The 22954-nt window shown below is 72.9% G+C and carries 14 protein-coding genes, 1 tRNA gene and 8 pseudogenes; 16 read left to right on the top strand and 7 right to left on the bottom strand.

Annotated elements, in window-relative coordinates:
* The first annotated feature begins 5 nt into the window (after positions 1 to 5).
* Complete coding sequence (locus DEJ15_RS11125) at positions 6 to 1088, top strand: glycosyltransferase family 4 protein (protein ID WP_110825211.1); 1083 nt, start codon at positions 6 to 8, stop codon at positions 1086 to 1088.
* A gap of 83 nt (positions 1089 to 1171) precedes the next feature.
* On the opposite strand, the gene DEJ15_RS11120 is transcribed toward DEJ15_RS11125, so the two are convergent.
* The 3 genes from DEJ15_RS11120 to DEJ15_RS11110 all read right to left on the bottom strand — a co-directional run bounded on the left by DEJ15_RS11120 (position 1172) and on the right by DEJ15_RS11110 (position 3465).
* Complete coding sequence (locus DEJ15_RS11120; protein ID WP_284174997.1) at positions 1172 to 1354, bottom strand: hypothetical protein; 183 nt, start codon at positions 1352 to 1354, stop codon at positions 1172 to 1174.
* A gap of 675 nt (positions 1355 to 2029) precedes the next feature.
* Positions 2030 to 2668, bottom strand: coding sequence for a histidine phosphatase family protein (locus tag DEJ15_RS11115; RefSeq protein ID WP_110824987.1), 639 nt, complete (start codon positions 2666 to 2668; stop codon positions 2030 to 2032).
* A complete protein-coding gene (locus tag DEJ15_RS11110) occupies positions 2665 to 3465 on the bottom strand; it encodes an NAD-dependent protein deacetylase (protein ID WP_284176197.1) in 801 nt (266 codons plus the stop codon). Before DEJ15_RS11110 ends, DEJ15_RS11115 begins: the two co-directional genes overlap by 4 nt.
* A 255-nt stretch (positions 3466 to 3720) precedes the next feature.
* Between DEJ15_RS11110 and DEJ15_RS11105 the strand changes: the two genes are divergently transcribed.
* Together DEJ15_RS11105 and DEJ15_RS18490 are read left to right on the top strand one after the other, a co-directional pair.
* Positions 3721 to 4536, top strand: a complete 816-nt coding sequence (locus tag DEJ15_RS11105; RefSeq protein ID WP_110824985.1) for a TrmH family RNA methyltransferase — start codon at positions 3721 to 3723, stop codon at positions 4534 to 4536.
* A 174-nt stretch (positions 4537 to 4710) separates the two neighbouring features.
* Positions 4711 to 5550: pseudogene (locus DEJ15_RS18490) on the top strand (D-alanyl-D-alanine carboxypeptidase family protein); the annotation flags it as partial.
* A gap of 417 nt (positions 5551 to 5967) precedes the next feature.
* Here the strand turns inward: DEJ15_RS18490 and DEJ15_RS18485 are convergent.
* Positions 5968 to 6612 (bottom strand): TetR/AcrR family transcriptional regulator, encoded by a 645-nt coding sequence (locus tag DEJ15_RS18485; RefSeq protein ID WP_181419535.1) that lies wholly within the window; start codon positions 6610 to 6612, stop codon positions 5968 to 5970.
* 74 nt (positions 6613 to 6686) lie between these two features.
* On the opposite strand from DEJ15_RS18485, the gene DEJ15_RS11095 reads away from it, so the two are divergent.
* The gene (locus tag DEJ15_RS11095; protein WP_284174995.1) at positions 6687 to 7046 is read left to right on the top strand and encodes a hypothetical protein; all 360 of its coding nucleotides are present in this window, start codon (positions 6687 to 6689) and stop codon (positions 7044 to 7046) included.
* A complete protein-coding gene (locus tag DEJ15_RS11090) occupies positions 7034 to 7222 on the top strand; it encodes a hypothetical protein (RefSeq protein ID WP_284174994.1) in 189 nt (62 codons plus the stop codon). The genes DEJ15_RS11095 and DEJ15_RS11090 overlap by 13 nt, the downstream gene beginning before the upstream one ends.
* Before the next feature lie 69 nt (positions 7223 to 7291).
* Here DEJ15_RS11090 and DEJ15_RS11085 read toward each other — a convergent pair whose 3' ends face one another.
* The gene (locus DEJ15_RS11085) at positions 7292 to 8104 is read right to left on the bottom strand and encodes an SGNH/GDSL hydrolase family protein (RefSeq protein WP_284174993.1); all 813 of its coding nucleotides are present in this window, start codon (positions 8102 to 8104) and stop codon (positions 7292 to 7294) included.
* Here DEJ15_RS11085 and DEJ15_RS11080 point away from each other — a divergent pair.
* The 6 genes and pseudogenes from DEJ15_RS11080 (at position 8103) to DEJ15_RS11050 (ending at position 16052) form a co-directional block, all read left to right on the top strand.
* Positions 8103 to 9269 (top strand): acyl-CoA dehydrogenase family protein, encoded by a 1167-nt coding sequence (locus DEJ15_RS11080; protein WP_110824980.1) that lies wholly within the window; start codon positions 8103 to 8105, stop codon positions 9267 to 9269. The two genes, DEJ15_RS11085 and DEJ15_RS11080, sit on opposite strands and share 2 nt — an antisense overlap.
* Positions 9270 to 9311: 42 nt before the next feature.
* Positions 9312 to 10576: pseudogene (dinB, locus tag DEJ15_RS19550) on the top strand (DNA polymerase IV).
* A gap of 96 nt (positions 10577 to 10672) precedes the next feature.
* Positions 10673 to 12504 (top strand): annotated as a pseudogene (locus DEJ15_RS11070) (DEAD/DEAH box helicase).
* Positions 12505 to 12885: 381 nt separating this feature from the next.
* Positions 12886 to 14137, top strand: a pseudogene (locus DEJ15_RS18470) (NAD(P)/FAD-dependent oxidoreductase); the annotation flags it as partial.
* 147 nt (positions 14138 to 14284) lie between these two features.
* Positions 14285 to 15425: pseudogene (locus DEJ15_RS11055) on the top strand (zinc-dependent alcohol dehydrogenase).
* A 282-nt stretch (positions 15426 to 15707) separates the two neighbouring features.
* Positions 15708 to 16052 carry a hypothetical protein gene (locus DEJ15_RS11050; protein ID WP_284174992.1) on the top strand — a complete coding sequence of 115 codons (345 nt, stop codon included), beginning with the start codon at positions 15708 to 15710 and terminating at the stop codon, positions 16050 to 16052.
* Between the two features lie 118 nt (positions 16053 to 16170).
* On the opposite strand, the gene DEJ15_RS11045 is transcribed toward DEJ15_RS11050, so the two are convergent.
* Positions 16171 to 16258, bottom strand: a tRNA-Leu gene (locus DEJ15_RS11045).
* A 165-nt stretch (positions 16259 to 16423) separates the two neighbouring features.
* Between DEJ15_RS11045 and DEJ15_RS11040 the strand changes: the two genes are divergently transcribed.
* From DEJ15_RS11040 to mshC, 3 genes and pseudogenes are all read left to right on the top strand, one after another.
* A complete protein-coding gene (locus DEJ15_RS11040; protein ID WP_110824975.1) occupies positions 16424 to 17722 on the top strand; it encodes a M20/M25/M40 family metallo-hydrolase in 1299 nt (432 codons plus the stop codon).
* 62 nt (positions 17723 to 17784) lie between these two features.
* The gene (locus tag DEJ15_RS11035; RefSeq protein ID WP_110825208.1) at positions 17785 to 18612 is read left to right on the top strand and encodes an undecaprenyl-diphosphate phosphatase; all 828 of its coding nucleotides are present in this window, start codon (positions 17785 to 17787) and stop codon (positions 18610 to 18612) included.
* A pseudogene (mshC, locus tag DEJ15_RS11030) lies at positions 18609 to 19853 on the top strand (cysteine--1-D-myo-inosityl 2-amino-2-deoxy-alpha-D-glucopyranoside ligase). Before DEJ15_RS11035 ends, mshC begins: the two are co-directional and overlap by 4 nt.
* Positions 19854 to 19943: 90 nt before the next feature.
* Here the strand turns inward: mshC and DEJ15_RS11025 are convergent.
* Positions 19944 to 20883, bottom strand: a pseudogene (locus DEJ15_RS11025) (proteasome assembly chaperone family protein).
* 188 nt (positions 20884 to 21071) lie between these two features.
* Between DEJ15_RS11025 and DEJ15_RS11020 the strand changes: the two are divergent.
* Positions 21072 to 21806, top strand: coding sequence for an HAD family hydrolase (locus DEJ15_RS11020; RefSeq protein WP_284174991.1), 735 nt, complete (start codon positions 21072 to 21074; stop codon positions 21804 to 21806).
* Positions 21803 to 22922, top strand: a pseudogene (locus tag DEJ15_RS11015) (tRNA (adenine-N1)-methyltransferase). Before DEJ15_RS11020 ends, DEJ15_RS11015 begins: the two are co-directional and overlap by 4 nt.
* Positions 22923 to 22954: the final 32 nt, after the last annotated feature.

Below are 22954 nucleotides of genomic sequence, written 5' to 3'. Positions count from 1 at the left end.
CGCGCCTGCGCATCGGCATCGACTGCCGGTACGTCCGGATCGGTCGACACGACGGGATCAGCCGCTTCACCGCGGGGATCGCCGCGCACCTGCCCGACCGACACGACCACGTCCTGCTCGTGTCCGACGAACGCCAGCTGGCCTCGCTGCCCGGGGGAGTGCCGTGGGAACGCATCCCGGCGCCGACCGACCCCGGCGAGCCCCTCGTCGCGCGGCACGTCAACCGGCTCGGCCTCGACGCGGTCTTCTCGCCCATGCAGACGATGGGCTCACGCGGGCGCCGGTACGCGCTCGTGCTGACCCTGCACGACCTCATCTACTACCGGAACCGGACGCCACCGCGGGAGTTCGCGTGGCCGCTGCGTCTCGGCTGGCGGGCGTTCCACCTGGCGTGGTGGCCGCAGCGCCTCCTGCTGAACGGGGCCGACGGTGTCGTGACCGTCTCCGGGACGACGGCGGGCCTCATCGCCGAGCACCGTCTCACGACCCGCCCGGTCACCGTCGCGTACAACGCGGCCGACCCGGCCGAGCCACGGGCCGCCGACGGTGGACGGACGAAGTCGCTCGTGTACATGGGCTCGTTCATGCCGTACAAGAACGTCGAGACGCTCGCCGCGGCGCTGCCCCTGCTCGGTCCGGACTGGACGCTGCACTGCATGTCCCGTGTCACCGCCGCCGACCGCACGCGGTTGCAGCGGCTCGCCCCCGCCGGCGCGCTCGTGTTCCACGACGGAGCGACCGACGACGAGTACCTCGCCGTCCTCCGCTCCGCCACGGCGCTCGCGACCGCCTCGTTCGACGAGGGGTTCGGCATCCCGCTCGTCGAGGCGATGGGCGTCGGTACACCGGTCGTCGTCAGCGACGTCCCGATCTTCCGCGAGATCGGCGGCGACGCGGCGGAGTACTTCGACCCGTCGTCACCGTCCGCCGTCGCGGCCGCCGTCCGCCGCCTGGAGGCCCGCTGGGACGCGGCGTCGTCGGCCTCCGTCGCGCAGGCTTCCCGGTTCCGGTGGCAGGACTCCGCCGAGCGCGTCACGCAGGCGGTCGAGCGGGCCGTGGCCGACCGGTCGCGGCGTCGGCGGAGCTGAGGGCGCGGCCGGACCGCTGGCGGCACGCCGGACGGCACGGCGGAGCGGACGGGACGGCGGAGGAGACCGGACGGTCCGACCTGTCAGGGGTGACGGGTGCGGACCTGGACGCCCGGGAACACGTCGTCCCCGACCGCCTCGGCAGCGGCGGCGACCGCGGCGAAGCCCACGCCCTGGCCGTGCGTGGTGACGACCACGTCCTGTGCGGCGGGGGCGTCCGACCGACCGTCGGTCGCGTCGGCGAAGACGCAGGTCACCGTGAGCACGCCGCCGATCGCCGCGAGGCCGTCGGCGAGCTCGAGTCGCCGTTGGCTCGTCTCGGGGGGAGTCCGAGACCCCGACCCGCACGGCACCGAGGTCGAGCGTCGCCCAGATGCGGACGCCCGAGCCGGAGGAGTCGGCGGACGCGGTGCTCAGGGCGGTCACGAGCGCCCGTCGGTCGGTGGCGGGGAGGTCGGGCTCGGCGTGCACCACCGCGGTGACGTCGTAGCCCGCGAACGAGGTCTTCTCCGTCCGGGGCGCGTCCACGGCGGCGACGCCCGGCAGCGCGGCGGCAGCGGTCACGAAGCGGCGCCCGTCCGCGTCGGGCTGCGGGAACACGCCGCCGACCCCACGCTGGACCTGGCCGAGGATGACCCCGAGCACCAGGACGAGGACCGCGGCCACCACGACCACGCCGACGACCACCAGGGTCCCGGCCCGGAGCCGTTCGCCGCCCGTGCGGGTCCGGACGGAGGCCGTGTCCGGCCCGAACGTGGCATCGAGGTCGTCGTCGTCGCCCCACGGATCGCGACGGAGGGCGTCGCCCTCCCGGGAGCGGTCGCCGGCATGCCGTCCACCTGCGTTCACTGCCTCACCTCGCAGCGGCGTCCCGGTCGTCGGGCCGCCGTGCACCGGAGGCTAGTCCGACGCCGCCCGGCACGCTCCCCGGATGGGCGGCGTCAGCCTCGGCGCTCGAGCGGGTTCTGGTACTCGAACGCGTACCGGCCCGGGGCGTCCGACAGGTCGTCGATGGGGTCGTCGGAGCGGACCAGTTCGGCACGGAAGCGCTCGGGGTCCCACCGGAAGGTGTGCACCGACCCGTTGCGGATCGGGACCGTCGACCGCTCGACCGTCCCGGGTGCAGCGGCGTCGACGACGGTCCGGATCACCGCGCCGTGGGTCGCGACGACGACCGCGCCGCCGTCGTAGCGCACGGCGATCTCGGCGAGCGTCTCGGTCACCCGGTCGAGGAGCGCCGCGCGGGACTCGCGCCCGGGGACGGCGTCGTGCGGCCAGCGCTCCGCGATCTCGACGTGGGTCAGACCCTCCGCCTCGCCGTAGGAGCGTTCCCGGAGACCGTCGTACGCCGCCGGGGCGGCCAACCCGAGGTGGTCGGCGATGATCGTCCCGGTCTCGAGGGCCCGGGACAGGGGCGACGAGACGACGGCGTCGAACGACCGGCGTGCCAGGAGCGCGGCGGTCTCGGCCGCCTGCCGTCGCCCGGTGTCGTTGAGGGGCACGTCCGTCGACCCCTGGATGCGCCGTTGCCGGTTCCAGTCGGTCTCGCCGTGTCGGACCAGGCAGAGGAGGGTCGTCACCCGTCGATCATCGCAGACGCGGTGAGCCGGGCCGCGAGCTCGACGAGGGTCTCGGTCGTCCCGGCGTCGAGCTTCACCGCGGCACGACGGTCGCTCCGCGTGGCGCCCCGGTTGACGATGACGACCGGTCGCCTGCGCCGCGTCGCGTGGTCGAGGAGCCGGACGCCGGAGTTCACGGTGAGCGACGACCCGACGACGAGGAGCGCGTCCGCCTCGGCGACGATGGACACGGCCTCGCGGAACTTCTCGGCGGGCACGAACTCGCCGAAGAACACCACGTCGGGCTTGAGCACGCCGCCGCACACCGTGCAGTCCGGCACGCGGAACCGCTCGACGTCGGTGATCTCGACGTCCCCGTCCGGCTGCAGCTGCACCGTCCCGGGCTCGTCGATCCAGGGGTTGTCACGGTCGAGCACCGCGGCGAGGTCGGCGCGGGAGAAGACCTGCCCGCACGTCAGGCACACCGCCCGGTCCATCGAGCCGTGCACCTCGACCACCCGACGCGATCCGGCGCGCAGGTGCAGCCCGTCGACGTTCTGGGTGACGATGCCGCTCACCACGCCGGCCTGTTCGAGCTCCGCGAGCGCGCGGTGCCCGTCGTTCGGGCGTGCCGCGGCGAAGGTCCGCCAGCCGAGGTGCGACCCGGCCCAGTAGCGCTGCCGCTTGGCGGGATCGGCGAGGAACTCCTGGAAGGTCATCGGCTTGCGGACCACCCGGCCTGCTCCGCGGTAGTCCGGGATCCCGGAGTCGGTGCTGACACCCGCGCCGGTGAGCACGGCGATGCGCTTGCCCTGCAGGACCGCGACCGCCTGCTCGAACGCGGCAGCGGTCGCACCGGTCGTCGCGGTGTCGTCCGTCGCGCTGTCGTCCGTCGCGGTGTCGTCCCCCCGCGGTGTCGTCCGCAGTGCCGTCGCTCGTCGCCATCGTGTCCACGGTACCCTCAACCGCCGAGCGTCCCCGGGCCTTCCCCGTGCGGGCGCCGCCCCGGACCGGGACCCGCGCCGCCGGGCCCGAGCCGGACCACCACCGCCCTCCCGACCGGAACGAGCACCGTGCACCCCGTCCGCATCGACTCCCTCGACGACCCGCGCCTCGACGACTTCGCGCGCCTGACCGACGTCGCGCTCCGACGGGTCACCGAGCCCGAGGGTGGCCTGTACATCGCCGAGTCGAACACCGTCATCGAGCGCGCGGTCCGGGCCGGTCACGTCCCGCGGAGCGTGCTCGTACAGGAGAAGTGGCTCGACAGCGTCCTGCCCCTGGTCGACGGGCACGACGGCCCGGTGTTCGTCGGGTCGGACGCCCTCCTCGAGGAGCTGACCGGCTTCCGGATGCACCGCGGGGCGATCGCCGCGATGCACCGCCCTTCGCTGCCGTCCGTGGCCGACGTCGTCCGCGACGCACGCCTCGTGGTGGTCCTCGAGGACGTCGTCGACCACACGAACGTCGGCGCGGTGTTCCGCAGCGTCGCCGGGCTCGGTGCCGACGCGGTGCTCGTCAGCCCGCGGTGCGCCGACCCCCTGTACCGGCGGAGCGTCCGGGTGAGCATGGGCACCGTGCTGCAGGTGCCGTGGACACGCATCGGGGAGTGGCCGGCGGCGGGCGAGGACCTCCGCGCCCAGGGCTTCCACGTGGCCGCGATGGCGCTCACCGACCGCTCCGTCGACCTGGAGGCCTTCGTCGCGGACGTCCCCGAGCGCGTCGCGCTCGTGATGGGCACGGAGGGCCAGGGCCTGACGCCCGCGGCGGTCGCCGCCGCGGACACCACCGTGCGGATCCCGATGCACCACGGGGTGGACTCGTTGAACGTGGCCGCGGCGAGCGCCGTCGGTCTCTGGGCGGTCGCGCACGCGCAGCGCTCGCGCTGACCGGCCCAGACCAGACCAGACCTGACCGGTTTGGCCCGGCCTGGCCCGGCCTGGCCTGGCCCGGCCCGGCCGCCGGACGGTCTCGCCAGGACCGTCGGGAGGCACGGACCAGCCACACGCCGACGGCGGCGGGTCCCAGGGACGCGCCCCGGGCCTCCAGTACGATCCGGTCTCGTGCCGAACGTCGTCCGCCGCCCCCGCTCCGCGCTCCGGAGGCCCGTGACGCTCGGCGTGGTCGCCGTCCTCCTGCTGGTCGCCGCGTTCCTGGCCGCGGCCGCCCTCGTGCCGTTCGCCCCGGCAACCGCGAGCACCGCGACCTACGAGGCACCCAGGGTGCGCGCGCCGGAGCTCCGGTTCCCGGACTACGGTGCCACCGCTGTCGAGGCCGAGGGGTTCCCGGAGAGTCTCACGACCAGCGGGGACCGGCAGCAGCGGTCGATCGCGAGCATCTCGAAGATCGTGACGGCGCTCGTCGTGCTCGAGGAGAAGCCCCTCCCGGTCGGGAAGCAGGGGCCGTCGGTCCGGTTCACGCCGGCGATGGAGGCGTTGTACGCGGAGTACGCGGCGCTGAACGGCGAGGTCGCCCCGCTGCCGGCCGACGGGCGGATGTCCGAGTACCGGGTGCTGCAGGTGGCGCTCATGGAGTCGGCGAACAACTACGCGGGGTCACTCGCCCTCTGGGCGTTCGGGTCGATGGACGCCTACCGTGCCGCAGCCGCGACGTGGCTCGACGACCACGGGCTGGACGACACCACGATCGTCGAACCGACCGGCCTCGACCCACGGAACCGGTCGACGGCGACCGACCTGGTGGACCTCGGGCAGCTCGCGCTCGCGGAGCCGGTGGTCAAGGAGGTCGTCGGCACGGCGTCGGTGACGGTCCCGGGTGTCGGCGAGATCGAGAACTCGAACAAGCTGCTCGGCATGGACGGTGTCGAGGGGATCAAGACCGGCACCCTCGACGAAGCGGGTGCGTGCCTGCTCTTCGCCGCCACTTACGAGCGTGGCGGCCGACCGGTGACCGTCGTCGGCGCCATGCTCGGCGGGGTCGACCACGACGCCCTCGACGCCGACGTCCGGCGGCTGCTGCACTCGGTCGCGGACGACTTCCACGTGGTGACCCTGACGAACGAGGGACAGACGTTCGGCACGTACACGGCACCGTGGCAGGACGAGGTCGACGCGACCGCGAGCCGGGCGGCGTCCGTCCTGGTGTGGGGGGAGCACGACCGTGTCGGCGGAGACGACGCTCGAACCGGTGACGCTCGGTGCGGCGGGCGAGCGCGTCGGCCGCGTGCGGTTCACCGTCGAGCACCACGACCCGGTCACGGTGCCGCTCGAGCTCGACGGGTCGATCGAGGACCCCGGCGTCTGGTGGCGGTGGACGAACCCGTTCCGCGGCGTGGAGCTCGACCCGGGCGCGCTGGCGGGCTAACGGGCGGGTCCCGCGGCCGGTCGTCCGCCGTCGTGCGGGCCCGGCCGGTCCGACGACGGTGCGGCGGTCGGCACCGCGGACTCGAGCGTCTCGAGCGCCCACCCGGTGTCCGCGGTCGGCGGAGCATGGACGAGGTGCAGCGCGAGGCCGTCGACCAGGGCGTGCAGCCGGCGGGCCGCGGTGTCCAGCTCGTCCGGGTCGGCCTCCGGTGTCAGGAGTGCGAGCAGCGACCGGCACGCCCGGGCCAGGGCTCGTTCCGTCTCGGCATGGGCGGCGCGAGCGTCCGGGTCGGTCAGGGCGAGTGACCCGAGGGTGAGCCACACCTCCGTCTCGGAGCGTCGGTCGGCGTCGAGGGGCAGCAGCTCGGCCAAGCAGGCGAGCACGAACGCTCGCGGGTCGACGGCGGGGTCGACGGTGACGGCGTCCATCCGTGCCTGGACCCGTTCGCCGACGAGCCGGAGGCAGTACGTCCGCAGTGCCACCTGCGTCGGGAAGGCGCGCCGGAGGGACGCGGTGGCGAGGCCGGCCTCCTCGGCGACCCGACGGACGGAGAACCCCGGGAGCCCGTCGCGGGCGAGGACACGCCAGGCGGCGGCGGCGATGACGGCGTCACGTTCGTCGTGGTCGATGAGGCGGGGCACGTGCCGATCGTACACAGTCGTACTACCATGACCAGTGTGAACACACTCGTACCAACAACAACACTGGTCGCCCCGTGATCGCCGTCATCGTCGCCTGCGAGGTGGGCTTCTGGATCGCGGTCCTCGGCGGCCTGACCCTGCGGTCGGTGGCCGGGATGCCGCGGCTCGGCGCCGCGGTCCTCGTGCTCGCGCCCGTGCTCGACGCCGTGCTCCTGGTCGTCACCGCGATCGACCTCCGCGCCGGGGGGATCGGCCACGTGGGAGCACGGACTCGCCGCGCTCTACATCGGCTTCTCGGTCACCTACGGGCACCGCATGATGCGCTGGGCGGACCGGCACCTCGCACGCCTCCGGACCGGGCAGGCACTCCCCCGCGAAGCCACTCGGCTGGGCGTACACGCGGAAGTGCTGGGCCGACGTCGTGCGCACGGTGATCGCCGCCGCGCTGTCCGCGGCCGTGCTCGCGGGGCTGATCGCCTGGGGTGGACCGGGGACGCCGGGGATCGAGCCGCTCGTCGCCTGGTTCCCGGTGCTCGGCGTCGTCGTGGCCGTCGAACTGCTCTGGGCGCTCGGCTACACCGTGTGGCCGAAGCGGGCGACCCCGGCCTGAGCGGCAGCGTCGGCGTGCGCGGAGACCACGCCGGGCACGCGGTCCGGGTGGGACCGTCGGCCTCGGTGCTCAGTCGCGCCGGGTGACCGGCTGCAGGGTGGTCCGCTTCGCCGTGACGCCGTCACCGGAGGACGTCCCGCGCACGCGTCGCACGACCCAGGGCACGAGGTACTCCTTCGCCCAACCCAGGTCCTCGACCCGCGCCTCCCGCCACGGTCGGGCGGCGAGCGGCTCCGGCACCGACGGTCCGAGTGCGTGCGGGACACCGAGCGTGTCGAGCACGGCGGCCGCGACGGTCGCGTGCCCGAGCGGCGAGTGGTGCAGCCGGTCCGGCGCCCACATCCGCGGGTCCCGGAGGACCCGGAGCGCCCAGAGGTTCGTCACGAGTGCGCCGTGCTTGAGTGCGATGGCGTGCAGGTGCTCGTTGTAGACCGCGGTCTTCCCGCGGACCATGCCGAGCACCGGCGTGGTCCCGACGTCCGGTCCGGTGAAGAGCACCACGGTCGCACCGTCCCGGCGGAGCTGCTCCACCATCCCGTCGTACCGTTCGGCGAGCTCGTCCGGGTCGGAACCGGGACGGATGACGTCGTTCCCGCCCGCGGACACCGTGACGAGGTCCGGTCCGAGGGCGAGCGCCGCCTCCACCTGCTCGTCGACGATCTGCCGGAGCAGGCGCCCCCCGCACCGCGAGGTTGGCGTACGCGAAGTCCTCGTCCGTGCCGTCCGCGAGCGCGTCCGCCACGCGGTCGGCCCACCCGCGGTGCCCGCCGACGGACGACGGGTCCGGGTCGCCGATGCCCTCGGTGAAGGAGTCACCGATGGCGACGAACCTGGTCCAGGGATGACGGTCTGACACGCCTGGCGACCGTACTCTCGTCCCATGACCTCGTCCACCCCGCTCGAGCAGCGTCCCTGGTCCGTGCCGGACGAGCTCCTCGCCCGCATCGCCGACCGTGCTCCCCGGTACGACGCGGACAACGCGTTCTGCGTCGAGGACCTCGACGAACTCCGACGGGCCGGCTACCTGCGGATCGGCGTGCCCGTCCGGGACGGAGGCTCGGGGCTGGGTCTCCGGGCGACCGCAGCGGTCCAGCGGACGCTCGCCGAGGCGGCACCGGCGACGGCCCTCGGGCTCGGGATGCACCAGGTGTGGGTGCAGGCCGCCCGCGCCGTGTCCGCCAGGGGCGGGTCGTTCCTCGACACCGTCACCGACGCCGCTGCAGCGGACCGACTCCTCGCGTTCGGCGTGAGCGAGCCCGGCAACGACGCGGTCCTGTTCGACTCGCGCACCGTGGCCGAGCCGGACGGCGCCGGCGGCTACCGCTTCAGAGGCACGAAGGTCTCGACGTCCCTGGCGCCCGCGTGGGACGTGCTGAGCGTGTTCGGCAAGGACACGTCCGGCCCGGAGCCCCGGCTCGTGCACGGCTTCGCGCTGCGCGGCGACGGTGGCGTGCGGCACCTCGACGACTGGGACACCCTCGGCATGCGGGCCACGCAGAGCCGGACGACCCTGCTCGAGGGGCTGCACGTACCCGCCGACCGGATCGTGCGCGTCCTGCCCGTCGGACCCGTGGCCGATCCGCTGGTCTTCGGTGTCTTCGCCGCGTTCGAGCTGCTCGTCGCGTCCGTGTACGTCGGCATCGCCTCGCGTGCGGTGACGCTCGCGGTCGAGCGGGTGGCCGCCCGCACCGCGGCGGACGGGACGGCCCGCTCTGCCGACCTGGACGTCCGTCGTGCCGTGGCCGCGATGCGGAGCGCGACCGACGCCGTGCACCTGCAGGTCGACGCACTGGCGCGCGACGTCGACGACCTGGTGGACTCCGACCGCTGGTTCCCGCTGCTCGTCGGGACGAAGGCCCGTGCCGTGGACACCGCGCAGCACGCGGTGGACGAGGCGATGCGCGTCGTCGGCGGGTCGGCCTTCCGGTCGACCGACGAACTCGCCCGCCTGGCCCGGGACGTCCGCGCCGGCCAGTACCACCCGTCGACACGGGACTCGGCGATGCGGACGATCGCGGCGGCCGAACTCGGTCTGCTGCCGCGGTGAACCGGCAGCTGCGGTGTCGGCGGTCCGTGCGACCATGACCCGGTGAGCAAGCAGGACGGACGCAACCGGATCGTCTCCGACACGCCCGTCGACGACCGCTCGGCGACGGTCCTGCACGTCGACATGGACGCCTTCTTCGCCTCCGTCGAACTGCTCGACCGCCCGGACCTCGTCGGCCTGCCGGTGATCGTCGGGCACGACTCCGACCGCTCCGTCGTCACGGCCGCCACCTACGAGGCCCGCCGGTACGGCATCAACTCGGCGATGCCGATGGCGGTCGCGAAACGGCGGTGTCCCGCCGCCGTCATCGTCGAGCCGCACTTCGAGAAGTACAGCGCCCGCTCCGCGCAGGTCATGCGGATCTTCGACCGCTTCACCCCGCGGGTCGAGCGGCTCGGCATCGACGAGGCGTTCCTGGACGTCGCCGGGGCCCTCCGCCTGTACGGCACGCCGTGGCAGATCGGCGCCGAGATCCGCCGCACCGTGTTCGCCGAGACGGGCCTGCACTGCTCGGTGGGTGCCGCGTCGACGAAGTTCGTCGCGAAGCTCGCCTCGAGCCGCGCCAAGCCGGACGGCCTGCTCGTCGTCCCGCACGCCGACACCGTCGCCTTCCTGCACCCGCAGCCGGTCTCGGCCCTGTGGGGCGTCGGGGGGCAAGACGCAGGAGACGCTCGAGCGTCGGGGGGATCCACACCGTGCGGGACCTCGCGACGACCCCGCTGCCGTCCCTGGTGTCGCTGCTCGGTCCGGCCGGTGGACAGCGGTTGCACGACCTGGCGTGGGGCCGGGACCCGCGCACGGTGGAGGCCGGGGTCGGTGAGAAGTCGATCGGGCACGAGGTCACGTTCGGCCGTGACCTCACCGAGCGGGACGACGTGGCGCGGGAACTCCTCCGACTCGCCGAGAAGGTCGCGGTCCGGCTCCGACGCGCCGAGGTCCAGGCCCGGACCGTCGCGCTCAAGGTGCGGTACACCGACTTCACGACGCTCACCCGCTCCCGCACCCTCGCCGAGCCGAGCGACGTCGCCAAGCGGATCCACCGGGAGGCCGTCGAGCTGTACGACGTCCTGCACCGTCCGGGCAACCGGATCCGGCTCATCGGCGTCCGCGGCGAGAACCTCGTGCCGGCGGCCGCGAGCAACGCGCTGTGGGACGACGACGCGCCGTGGCGGGAGACCGAGACGACCGTGGACGCGGTCACCGCGCGCTTCGGTGCCGGTGTCCTGCGTCCCGCGTCACTCGTGCGCGGGTCCGGCGGCGGTCCCGGCCCGAGCACGCCGCGGGTGCCGCACGCCCGGCAGGACTGACACGTGTCGGGCGACCGCGTGCCGGTACACTCGGGTGGAGTGAGCGCAGCGGAGAACATCGAGCACCAGGAACCCGCCGAACTCCCGATCGACGGGCTGTCCGACGACCACCGCCCCACCGGACCGGCGGCGATCGCCGAGGTCGCGGGCAACGCGGCGGCCGAGCACCTGTCGCCCGCCTTCCCCCGAACGTGCCGCATGGGGCACCGCCTCGAAGCTCCGCGCCTGGCAGGTCGAAGCGCTCACGAAGTACTTCGAGAAGGAACCGCGCGACTTCCTCGCCGCGGCGACCCCCGGCGCCGGCAAGACCACCTTCGCGCTGCGCCTCGCGACCGAGCTCCTCGCCCGCGGCACCGTCGACCGCCTGGTCGTCGTCGCGCCCACCGAGCACCTGAAGCGGCAGTGGGCCGACGCCGCCGACCGCGTGAACATCCGGCTCGACCCGATGTTCAAGAACGGCGACGGCATGTTCGGCCGGCACTACCAGGGCGTCGCGATCACCTACGCGCAGGTCGGCATGAACCCCGAGGTGCACGAGCGGATCACCGCGGGCGGCAAGACCCTCGTGATCCTCGACGAGGTGCACCACGGCGGCGACGCGCTGACGTGGGGCGACGGCATCCGGCAGGCGTTCACGAAGGCCACGCGCCGACTGTCGCTGTCCGGCACGCCGTTCCGGTCGGACACGGCGCCGATCCCGTTCGTCCAGTACGCCCCGGACGAGCAGGGGATCCGCACCTCGATCTCGGACTACAACTACGGCTACGGCCGGGCACTCAAGGACGGCGTCGTCCGCCCGGTGCTGTTCATGGCCTACGCCGGGCAGATGCGCTGGAAGACCCGGATGGGCGACGAGATGGCCGCCTCGCTCGGCGACCCCGTCACGAAGGACATCACCGCGCAGGCCTGGCGCACCGCGCTGTCGCCGGAGGGCGAGTGGATGCCCGCCGTGCTCTCGGCGGCGGACAAGCGCCTCACCGAGGTGCGCCGTGGCGTGCCGGACGCCGGCGGGCTGGTGATCGCGACCGACACCACGACCGCCCGGGCGTACGCGCGGATCCTGCAGCGCATCACGGGGGGAGCGGCCGACCGTGGTCCTGTCCGACGAGGCCGCCGGGTCGAGCCGGATCCAGTCCTTCGCCGAGGACACCTCGCGGTGGATGGTCGCCGTCCGGATGGTGTCCGAGGGCGTCGACGTGCCGCGGCTCTGCGTCGGCGTCTACGCCACGAGCGCGAGCACGCCGCTGTTCTTCGCCCAGGTCATCGGCCGCTTCGTGCGCGCCCGACGTCGCGGCGAGACCGCGTCGGTCTTCCTGCCGAGCGTGCCCGGGCTGATGGCGCTGGCCGCCAGCCTCGAGCTGGAGCGCGACCACGCCCTCGACCGCCCGAAGGACGCCGAGGACGGCATGTACAACCCCGAGGACGCCATGGTGGCGGAGGCGAACAAGGAGGACCGGGCCTCCGAGAGCCTGCTCGACGTGCAGCCGTTCGAGGCGCTCGACTCGCAGGCGTCGTTCGACCGGGTCCTCTACGACGGCGGCGAGTTCGGCACCGGCGGCGAGGTCGGGTCGCTCGAGGAACTCGACTTCATCGGCATCCCCGGGCTGCTCGAGCCCGACCAGGTGCGGGACCTCCTCCGCGCCCGGCAGGCGACCCAGGCCAAGCGCTCGAAGGGCCGCGTCCCGAAGGACGGGACGCCCAAGGCGCCCGAGCCGGCGGACCGGCCGATGTACATGACGATCAAGGAGCAGCGGTCGGAACTGCAGCGCCTCGTCTCGATCTGGTCCCGGCACGCGAACGAACCGCACGGGTCGATCCACGCCGAGCTCCGTCGGATCAGCGGTGGTCCGGCCGTCGCGCAGGCGAGCATCGAGCAGATCCAGAAGCGCATCGACATCCTCCGCTCCCGCATCGGCGGCCGACGGTGACCCGCGCGTGATCGAGCCGGTCGACGACGACCGCACCTGGTACGTCAAGCGCGACGCGGACTCCTCACCCGAGGCGATCATCGACCGCTTCGGGGGGCGGCTACCGGCTCCGGCGGTTCTCCCTGCACGAGTCCCGTCGCACGCAGCACGGCGTGTACACCGGCCGCGAGGTCGCCGAGACGGCGTGGTGGCGCCTCCGCGACGGCCGCAGCTGACCCGTGGACGATCCGGATCGGGACCGGATCGGCCGCACAGGTGCGGCGCTGATGACGGGGAGGGGCCGGATCGGGTAGACCGGAGGAATGGCAGACTCCATCCCCCCACGTCCTCGTCCTCGGCGGCGGCTCGGCCGGCTACACCGCGGTCAAGCAGCTCCAGAAGCACGCCGCCTCGGTGCCCATGCGCATCACCCTCGTGGACCAGAACACGTACTACACGTACCTGCCGTTCCTGCCCGAGGTCGCCGGCGGTCACATCGCCCCGAAGGACGTCACCGTCGAACTCCGACGTGCGCTCCGCAAGACCCGGGTCATCCAGGGCAAGGTCACCGGGATCTCCTCGGCCGACAAGACGGTCTCCGTCGCGACGGCCGGTGGTGACGACCGGTCCTTCGAGTACGACCACCTCGTGGTGGCACTCGGCTCGGTCACCCGTACCTTCCCGACGCCCGGCCTCGACGAGGTCGGCGTCGGCTTCAAGACGGTCGAGGAGGCCGCGTACGTCCGCGCCAAGCTCCTCGACAACATCGCGAAGGCCGCCGCCACGCGCGACGAGGACGAGCGTCGTCGCCTGCTCACGAGCATCTTCATCGGCGGCGGCTACACCGGCGTCGAGGCGATCGGTGAGCTGTTCGACGTCTCCCAGGCCGCGATCGCCACGTACCCGTCGCTCGCCGGCGAACAGCCGCGCTGGGTGCTCATCGACGCCCTCGACCGGGTCGCCCCCCGAGGTCGGCCCCGAGCTGTCGAAGTGGACCCTCGAGTCCCTCCGTGCCCGCGGCATCGACGTCCGCCTCAAGACCACCATGCCGAGCTGCGAGGGCGGGATCGTCAAGCTCTCCGACGGTGACGAGTTCGCCACCGGCCTGCTCGTCTGGACGGCCGGCGTCAAGCCGAACCCGCTCCTCGACGCCACCGACCTGCCGCGCGGGCCGAAGGGGCACCTCGCCGCCAACGCGAAGCTCCAGGTCGAGTCCGAGGACACGCACGAGGTCGTCCCGGGCGTCTGGGGCCTCGGCGACGTCGCCCAGGTCCCGGACCTGACGGCCGAGAAGCAGCCGGCGTACTACCCGCCGAACGCCCAGAACGCCGTCCGGCAGGCCGTCGTCGTCGCGGACAACATCGTCGCCTCGATCACGGGCAAGCCCCTCGTGGAGTACCGCCACCCGTCCATCGGCACGGTCGCCTCGTACGGTGTCGCCAAGGGCGCGGCGAACATCAAGGGCATCAAGATGACGAACCTGCTGGCGTGGATGGCGCACCGCTCGTACCACGTGTACGCGATGCCGACGCTGAACCGCAAGGCGCGCATCGTCATCGGCTGGGTGACCGGTGCGGTCTCCGGCCGCGACGCGACGTCCCTCATCAAGGAGACCGACCCGCGGCAGAACTTCGTGGACGCCGCGAAGAGCTAGCACGCGACTGCCTGCAGACGGGAGGCCCGGTACCAGCTGGTACCGGGCCTCCCGTCCGTCCGCGTGGCGGCTGTGCGTCGAACGCGAGCCTGGGCCGCCTCCCATCCGCCGTCCGTCAGCGTGGACGGTACGAGCGAGAGGAGCGCCATGCGCGCCATGACCTACCGCGGCCCCTACCGGGTCCGCGTCGAGGACAAGCCCGACCCCCCGGATCGAGCACCCGAACGACGCGGTCATCCGTGTCGAACGCGCCGCGATCTGCGGGTCGGACCTGCACCTGTACCACGGCATGATGCCGGACACCCGCGTCGGCCACACCTTCGGTCACGAGTTCATCGGCGTCGTCGAGGAGGTCGGGTCGTCCGTCGAGACGCTCAGCGTCGGCGACCGGGTGATGGTCCCGTTCCACATCTCCTGCGGCACCTGCTGGTTCTGCGCCCGCGGCCTGTTCACCAACTGCCACAACGTCAACCCGAACGCGACCGCGGTCGGCGGCATCTTCGGGTACTCGCACACCACCGGCGGCTACGACGGCGGGCAGGCGGAGCGCGTCCGCGTCCCGTTCGCCGACGTCGGCCCGCAGGTCATCCCGGACTGGCTCGACGCCGAGGACGCCCTGATGATGACGGATGCACTCGGCACCGGGTACTTCGGTGCCCAGCTCGCGTCGATCCGCGAAGGCGACACCGTCGTGGTGCTCGGCGCCGGCCCGGTCGGCCTGTACGCGGCGAAGTCCGCGTGGTTCATGGGCGCCGGCCGTGTGATCGTCGTCGACCAGCTCGAGTACCGCCTGGCGAAGGCCCGCGAGTTCGCGCAGGCCGAGACGATCAACTTCGCCGAGGTGGACGACATCGTCGTCGAGATGAAGAAGCAGACCGACTTCCTCGGCGCCGACAGCGTGATCGACGCGGTCGGTGCGGAGGCCGACGGCAACTACCTGCAGCACGTGACGAGCTCGAAGCTCAAGCTGCAGGGCGGCTCGCCCATCGCGCTGAACTGGGCGATCGACGGTGTCCGCAAGGGCGGCACCGTGTCGGTGATGGGCGCCTACGGCCCGATCCCGAGCGCCGTCAAGTTCGGCGACGCGCTCAACAAGGGCGTCACCATCCACATGAACCAGGCGCCGGTGAAGCGCCAGTGGCCGCGGCTGCTCGAGCACATCCAGGCCGGGCACCTCAAGCCGAGCGACGTCATCACGCACCGGATCCCGCTCGAGCACATCGACGAGGCGTACCACCTGTTCTCGGCGAAGCTCGACGGCTGCATCAAGCCGGTGATCGTGCCGTGAGCGAGAACGGAGACCAGAGCATGCGCACCACACCGGACGGCCACGGCGCCGACGACCACATCGCGTACGTGGCGGACAAGCCGCGCGACCTGCCGTCCGCGGACGAACTCCGCGCGCGGATCCCCGGATGGGGGGAGCGACCTGGACCTCGCCGACCGGCCGAGCGTCCCGAAGCTGTCCCGCGAGGCCGGCTCGGCGACGAACGCGCACTGGGACCGACCGGAGCAGCAGCCCGGTGGGGAGGGCCGCGAGCGGTCGATCGAGCACGCGCACGTCACGCCGGTGTTCGGCACCGCGCAGCCCCTGTCCGGCATCGCCGGCGTCGTGAAGCGGTACGCCTACCGCCGCTTCAGCGAGGGACGGCTGGCCCACTGGATGCTCCTGGTCGTCGGCGACCGCCTCGACGTCGCCACGCACCGGGTCACGGACGCGCTCCGCGGCCGGCCGGACCGGCTCGTCAAGGAAACCGGGATCGCCGCCGAACGGGCGGACGACCCGGTCGGCGCGCGGCTCGGGACGGCGCGGCGGGACTGGCGGCACGGAGTGCTCGACCCCGTCGTCGCGACCTGGCCGTACCTGCTCATCGGCGGCGTGGCCGTCTGGGTGGTGCGGCGCGCCCGGCGCTGACCGAGAACAGCACCGCGCTCTGGGCGCGGAAAAACGAACGGCCCTCCCGAAGGAGGGCCGTTCGCCGCTTGTCTCAACACAAGTGTCCGAGCACGTGGTCCGGAGACCAGGTACTGCGTGTCCGAGGGGGGGACTTGAACCCCCCACGCCCTAATACGGGCACTAGCACCTCAAGCTAGCGCGTCTACCAATTCCGCCACCCGGACTGGGTGTGGTGCTCTCGCACCGGGCTGTCCGACCGGGTTTCCCCGGCCTTCCTGCCGAGAGAAGACACTAGCACGGCTGTGAACGCACGCTGAACACGGGTGCGCATCCCGGGCGCGGCGCGACCGTATCGCGGTGCTCGGTGGTGTCGCCGGTAGCGTTGTCGCATGACGTCCGAGCTGGAACGCACCGCGGCGATCGCGCGGGACCTCATCCGGATCGACACCACGAACTGGGGTGAGGGGAAGTCCCGGGGTGAGACCGAGGCAGCGCACTACGTCGAGGCAGCGCTGCAGGACCTGGGCCTGACCCCGCAGCTGTTCGAGTCCGAGCCGGACCGGGTCAGCGTCGTCGCCCGCGTCCCCGGCCGGGACCGCAGCAAGCCGGGCCTCGTCGTGCACGGGCACCTCGACGTCGTCCCGGCCGACCCGGCGAACTGGTCCGTCGACCCGTTCGGCGGCGAGGTGCGCGACGGGTCGCTCTGGGGTCGTGGCGCCGTGGACATGAAGAACATGGACGCGATGATGCTCACGGCGTTGGCCGACGTGGTCGAACGCCAGGGCGCTCCCGAGCGCGACCTCGTCATCGCGTACTTCGCGGACGAGGAGGCCGGGGGCATCCTCGGCGCCCACCACGTCGTGGACACGCATCCCGAGGTCTTCGCCGGGGCGACCGCTGCCATCAGCGAGGTCGGCGGCTACTCGATCACGCTCGGCGACCGTCGCGCCTACCTGCTCCAGACCGGTGAGAAGGCGCTCATGTGGGTGAAGCTGACCACCCACGGGACCGCGGCGCACGGCTCGCACGTCATCCGCGACAACGCCGTCACGAAGCTCGCCGCCGCCGTCGGCCGGATCGGCGGCGAGGAGTGGCCGGTCCGGCTCTCGGACACGACCGAGGCGATGGTCGCCGAGGTCGCCCGCTTCCTCGGCGTCGACCCGGTCGCCACCGGTCCGGACGAGGTCGCCCTGGCCACCGGCTCCGCGGCGCGGTTCATCCACGCGGCGTTGCACACCACCACGAACCCGACCGTCCTGCACGCCGGGTACAAGCACAACGTGATCCCGGACGAGGCCACCGCGCTCGTCGACATCCGCTGCCTGCCCGGTGACGAGGAGACCGTCCTGGCCCGCGTGCGGGAACTCGCCGGCGAGGACGTCGAGGTCACCATGACGCACCAGGACGTCGGCCTCGAGCAGGACTTCGGCGGTCCGCTCGTCGACGCCGTCCGGGACGTCCTCGAGCGGCACGACCCGGGCGCCCCGGTCCTGCCGTACCTGCTCTCCGGCGGCACCGACAACAAGGCGCTGTCCCGTCTCGGCATCGCCGGGTACGGCTTCGTGCCGCTGCAGCTGCCCGCCGGGGTGGACTTCCCGGCGATGTTCCACGGCGTCGACGAGCGGGTCCCGCTCGAGTCGCTGGCGTTCGGCCGCCGCGTCCTCGGAGACCTCTTCGCGACCTACTGATACCGTGCATGGTCGTCGTCGGGAACGGCGACCGAGTCCAGCACCGGCGAAAGGCCGCACACGTGCACATCTTCGAGGCGATCTTCCTCGGCTTCGTCCAGGGTCTGACCGAGTTCCTGCCGGTCTCCTCCAGCGCGCACCTGCGCATCGTCGGGCTGTTCCTGCCGGATGCGGAGGACCCCGGTGCGGCCTTCACCGCGGTGACGCAGCTCGGTACCGAGACCGCCGTGCTCATCTACTTCTGGAAGGACATCACCCGGATCATCGGGCGGTGGTTCGGCGCGCTCGGTGGCAAGGTCCCGCGGAACGACCCGGACGTCCGCCTCGGGTGGCTCGTCATCCTCGGCACGATCCCGATCGGCGTGGTCGGCCTGCTGCTCCAGGACAGCATCGAGACCACGTTCCGGTCGCTCTGGATCGTGGCGATCGTGCTCATCGTCTTCGGCGTCGTCCTGGGCGTGCTCGACCGGGTCGGACGGAAGGTCCGGCGGATCGAGCACATGACCTTCAAGGGCGGCATCCTCATCGGGCTCGCGCAGGTCCTCGCGCTCGTCCCGGGCGTCTCCCGGTCCGGTGCGACGGTCTCGATGGGGCTCGCCCTCGGGTACACCCGTCCGGCGGCCGCGCGCTTCGCCTTCCTCCTCGCGATCCCCGCGGTGTTCCTGTCCGGGCTGTACGAGGCCGCGACGAGCCTCGGCGACACCGGAGCGCCGTTCGGCGTGGCGGACACCCTGATCGCGACCGTCGTGGCCTTCGTCGTCGGGTTCGTCGTCATCGCCGCGTTCATGAACTACATCAGCAAGCGGAGCTTCATGCCGTTCGTGGTCTACCGCATCCTCCTCGGTGTCGTCCTCATCGTGCTGCTCTCCCTCGGGGTGGTCGAGCCGTGAGGGCCTGGCAGGCACCGAGCGTCCCCGAGGTCCCGGGGGCCGGCCCCCCGTCCGCTCGTCCACGACACCGCGACCGGCAAGCCCGTCGACCCGACGCGTGGTAACGACGACGCGTCGCTCTACGTCTGCGGGATCACCCCGTACGACGCCACGCACCTCGGGCACGCCGCGACGTACCTGGCCTTCGACACGCTCGGCCGGGCGTGGCGGGACGCCGGGTTGCCGGTGCGGTACGCGCAGAACACGACCGACGTCGACGACCCGCTCCTCGAGCGGGCGACGCGTGACGGCGTGGACTGGCGGGAGCTCGCCGCCTCGCAGATCGACCTGTTCCGCCGCGACATGGAGGCCCTGCGCGTCCTGCCGCCGGACGACTACGTGGCCGTCACCGACGAGGTCGAGCGCGTCGCCGAGGCCGTGGCCTACCTGGAGGAGACGGGCTACGCCTACACGGTGCCGACGCCGGACTCCGACGGCGAGGACCTCTACTTCGACGTCAGCCGCCCGAGCGACGCCTGGACGCTCGGCGACGAGAGTCGTCTCGATCGCGAGACGATGCTCGCCCTCTCCGCCGAGCGCGGCGGCGACCCCGACCGGCCCGGCAAGCGCGACCGGCTCGACCCGCTGCTCTGGCGTGCCGAGCGCGAGGGCGAACCGAGCTGGGACACCGAGATCGGCCCCGGACGCCCGGGCTGGCACATCGAGTGCAGCGTCATCGCCGGCGACAAGCTCGGCCTGCCGATCAGCGTGCAGGGCGGCGGCAGCGACCTCGTCTTCCCGCACCACGAGATGAGCGCCGGGCACGCCGCGGCCCTGGCCTCCCAGCCGCTGGCGAACGCCTTCGTGCACACCGGGATGGTCGCCTACCAGGGGGGCGAAGATCTCCAAGTCGCTCGGCAACCTGGTGACGGTGCGCGGGCTCCTCGACGGTGGCGCCGATCCGCGGGCGATCCGCCTGGCCCTGCTCTCGCACCGGTACTCCGACGACTGGGAGTGGACCGACGGCGACCTCGACGACGCGGGCCGCCGCCTCGCTGCCTGGGACACGTGGGTGCGCTCCGGCTCCGGCTCCGAGCAGGACGCCGACGCCGTCGTGGCGCGGCTCCGGGCCCGGGTCGCGGACGACCTCGACACGCCGGGCGCGGTCGCGGTGGTCGACACCGCGATCGCCGGCGGGACGGCGGCGACCCCCCGAGCTCGTCGACCTCGTCGACGCCCTGCTCGGCATCCGCATCGCCTGACCGCCGTGGCGGCGGACGCTGCCACCCCGAGACGAACGGGAGGTCCGGTACCAGCTGGTACCGGACCTCCCGTCCGTCACACGCCCGCGTCTACTGCGGCGGCTGCGGCGGCCGCCACGGGCCCTCGCCCGCCGCCCCGCCGCCGTCCTTGCCGTCCTTGTGCTCCCGGCGCCGCAGGTACTGCTCGAACTCCTGCGCGATGGCGTCGCCGGACGCCTCGGGGGGAGTCGACCGTGTCGCGCGCCTGTTCCAGCTGGCCGATGTAGGAGGCCATGTCCTCGTCGTCCGCGGCGAGGGCGTCGATGCCCTCCTCCCACTGCGCGGCGTCGTCGAGCAGGGTGCCGCGCGGCACGGTGACGTCCGTCAACTCCTCCATCTTGTCGAGCAGCGACAGGGTGGCCTTCGGCGACGGGGCGTTGTGCACGTAGTGCGGCACGGACGCCCAGAGCGACAGCGTGGTCAGCCCGGCCTTGTCCATCGCGTCTGCGAGGACCCCGAGGATGCCCGTCGGGCCCTCGTACGTCGACTTGTCCACGTCGAACGCCGCACGCACGCCGGCGTTCTCGCTCGACACGAAGACCGAGATGGGCCGGGTGTGCGGGACGTCGGCGAGCATCGCCCCGACGAAGACCACGGCGTCGATCGAGTACACGTCCGCCAGGTCGATGACCTCGGCGCAGAAGGCGCGCCAGGTTCGCGACGGCTCGGGGCCGACGAGCACGAACACGTCCCGCTCGGTCGGTGCGCCGGTCGCCCCGATCACCGGTCGGCCCTCGGCACTCGGGCCGTGCAGGACGATGCGCGGCCAGGTGACGGCCCGCTCGCCCTCGTCGTCGAAGCCGACCTCGGGACGGTTGAACTGGTAGTCGACGTACCGCTCCCCGTCGATCTCGCGGAGTTCATCGAGCTCGAGGGCGTCGACGATGCGACGAGCGAGTCCGCTCGCGGCCTCGCCGGCGTCGTTCCAGCCCTCGAACGCGACGACGAGGAGTCGTCCGTCGCTGAAGGGGGGAGTGCTGTGGCACGGCAGGGGCCTCCTGGTTGTGGAGCGGGTCGACGCACCCGCAGTCGCGCGCGTCGGACCGGAGCACGATCAGGCATCCACGATAGACCCGCTGCCCCCCGGGCGGGCGTCCCCGGCCCGGGGGTCGCCGACGCCGCCGGTAGACTCGTCGCCCGTGACCGCGCAACCCCCCCACCACCGTCCGGCCCGACCCGGTGCTGCCCGCAGCCGTGCTGTGGGACATGGACGGCACGATCATCGACACCGAGCCCATCTGGCAGGAGTCGCAGGTCGTGCTCACCGCGCGCTTCGGCGCCGAGTGGACGCACGAGGACGGCCTGTCGCTCGTCGGCAGCGGCCTCGAGCGGTCCGGCGAGATCCTCCGTGCCAAGGGCGTCGACATGGAGGTCGAGCAGATCGTCGCGTGGATGACCGACTTCGTGGTCGAGCGCCTGCACGGGGACGACCTGCCGTGGCGTCCCGGTGCCCGTGAGCTCGTCGAGGAACTGCACGACCGCGGGGTCCCGACCGCACTCGTCACGATGTCGCGCCGCACGATGGCCCTGGTCACCGCCGAGGCGTTCGGCGCACGCGGCTTCCGGGTCGTCGTCGCCGGTGACGACGTCGAGCGCCCGAAGCCGTACCCGGACGCCTACCTGAGCGCGGCCGCGCAGCTCGGGGTCGACCCGACCACGTGCATCGCGATCGAGGACTCCGCGACCGGCGTCGCCTCGGCGGTCGCGTCCGGCGCGGTGACGGTGGGCGTCGAGCACATCGTCCCGCTCGCCGAGGGTGCCTGCGACGTCCTCCTCGACACCCTGGACGGCGTGACCGTCGACCGCCTGCTCGAACTCACCGGCCCGGCCCTGGCGGCCCGTGCCACCGACCGCCAGGGAGGCCCGGCCTCCGTCACGGCGTCGGCCCCCGTCACCGAAGGGGACGCGCGATGAGCGACGCCACGACCGACGAGCCCACCACCCCTGGCGAGCCGACCGCGCAGGACGCGGTGGAGCTGCCGCACACGGTCGGGGGTGCGCCGCACACCCCGCCGCGCGGGCCGTTCCGTGCCGGTGACCGCGTCCAGCTCACGGGCCCGAAGGGGAAGCTCACCACGCTGTCGCTCGAGCGCGGCGTGGTCTACCACACGCACCGCGGCATGCTCGCGCACGACGACGTCATCGGGCAGCCGGACGGCTCGGTCATCCGGGCGAGCTCCGGGGACGAGTACCTGGCGCTGCGTCCCCTGCTCAACGACTACGTCATGTCGATGCCGCGCGGTGCCGCGATCGTGTACCCGAAGGACGCGGCCCAGATCGTCGCGTTCGCGGACGTCTTCCCCGGCGCACGGGTCGTCGAGGCCGGGGTCGGTTCCGGCGCACTCTCGCTGTGGCTCCTCCGGGCGATCGGCCCGACCGGCAGCCTGCAGTCGTTCGAGCGCCGCGACGAGTTCGCCGCGATCGCCCGCGGCAACGTCGGCACCTTCCTCGGGGCGGTCCCGGACAACTGGTCGGTGACCGTCGGGGACCTCGTCGAGGAGCTCCCGCAGGCCGTCGAGCCGCAGAGCATCGACCGCGTGGTGCTCGACATGCTGGCTCCGTGGGAGTGCGTCGACGAGGCCGCCGACGCCCTCGTGCCCGGCGGGCTCATCGTCTGCTACGTCGCGACGGTCACGCAGCTGTCGCGCACCGCCGAGGCCCTCCGTGACACCGGGCGCTTCACGGACCCGCAGTCGAGCGAGACGCTCGTGCGCACGTGGCACGTGGAGGGGCTCGCCGTGCGACCGGACCACCGGATGGTGGCGCACACCGGCTTCCTGGTCACCGCACGTCGCCTGGCGGACGGGGTCGTCCTGCCGAACCTGAAGCGTCGTGCCGGCAAGGCGGAGTTCTCGGACGAGGACGTCGAGGCCTGGACCCCCCGGCGCCGTCGGCGAGCGTGGCGCCAGCGACAAGAAGCTCCGCAAGGTCGCGCGTCAGGCGGCCGCCCAGGCCCGCAAGGTCGCGGCGGCCGAGGCGGGCGAGGACGGTGGCTCGGCGGCGTCCGGACCCGACGACGACGCCCACTAAGCTGACCTCCGTGCCCGTCCTGCATCGAACGG

Source organism: Curtobacterium sp. MCJR17_043, assembly GCF_003224315.2.
Lineage (GTDB): Bacteria > Actinomycetota > Actinomycetes > Actinomycetales > Microbacteriaceae > Curtobacterium.
This window is presented reverse-complemented; position numbering and strand designations above follow the sequence as displayed.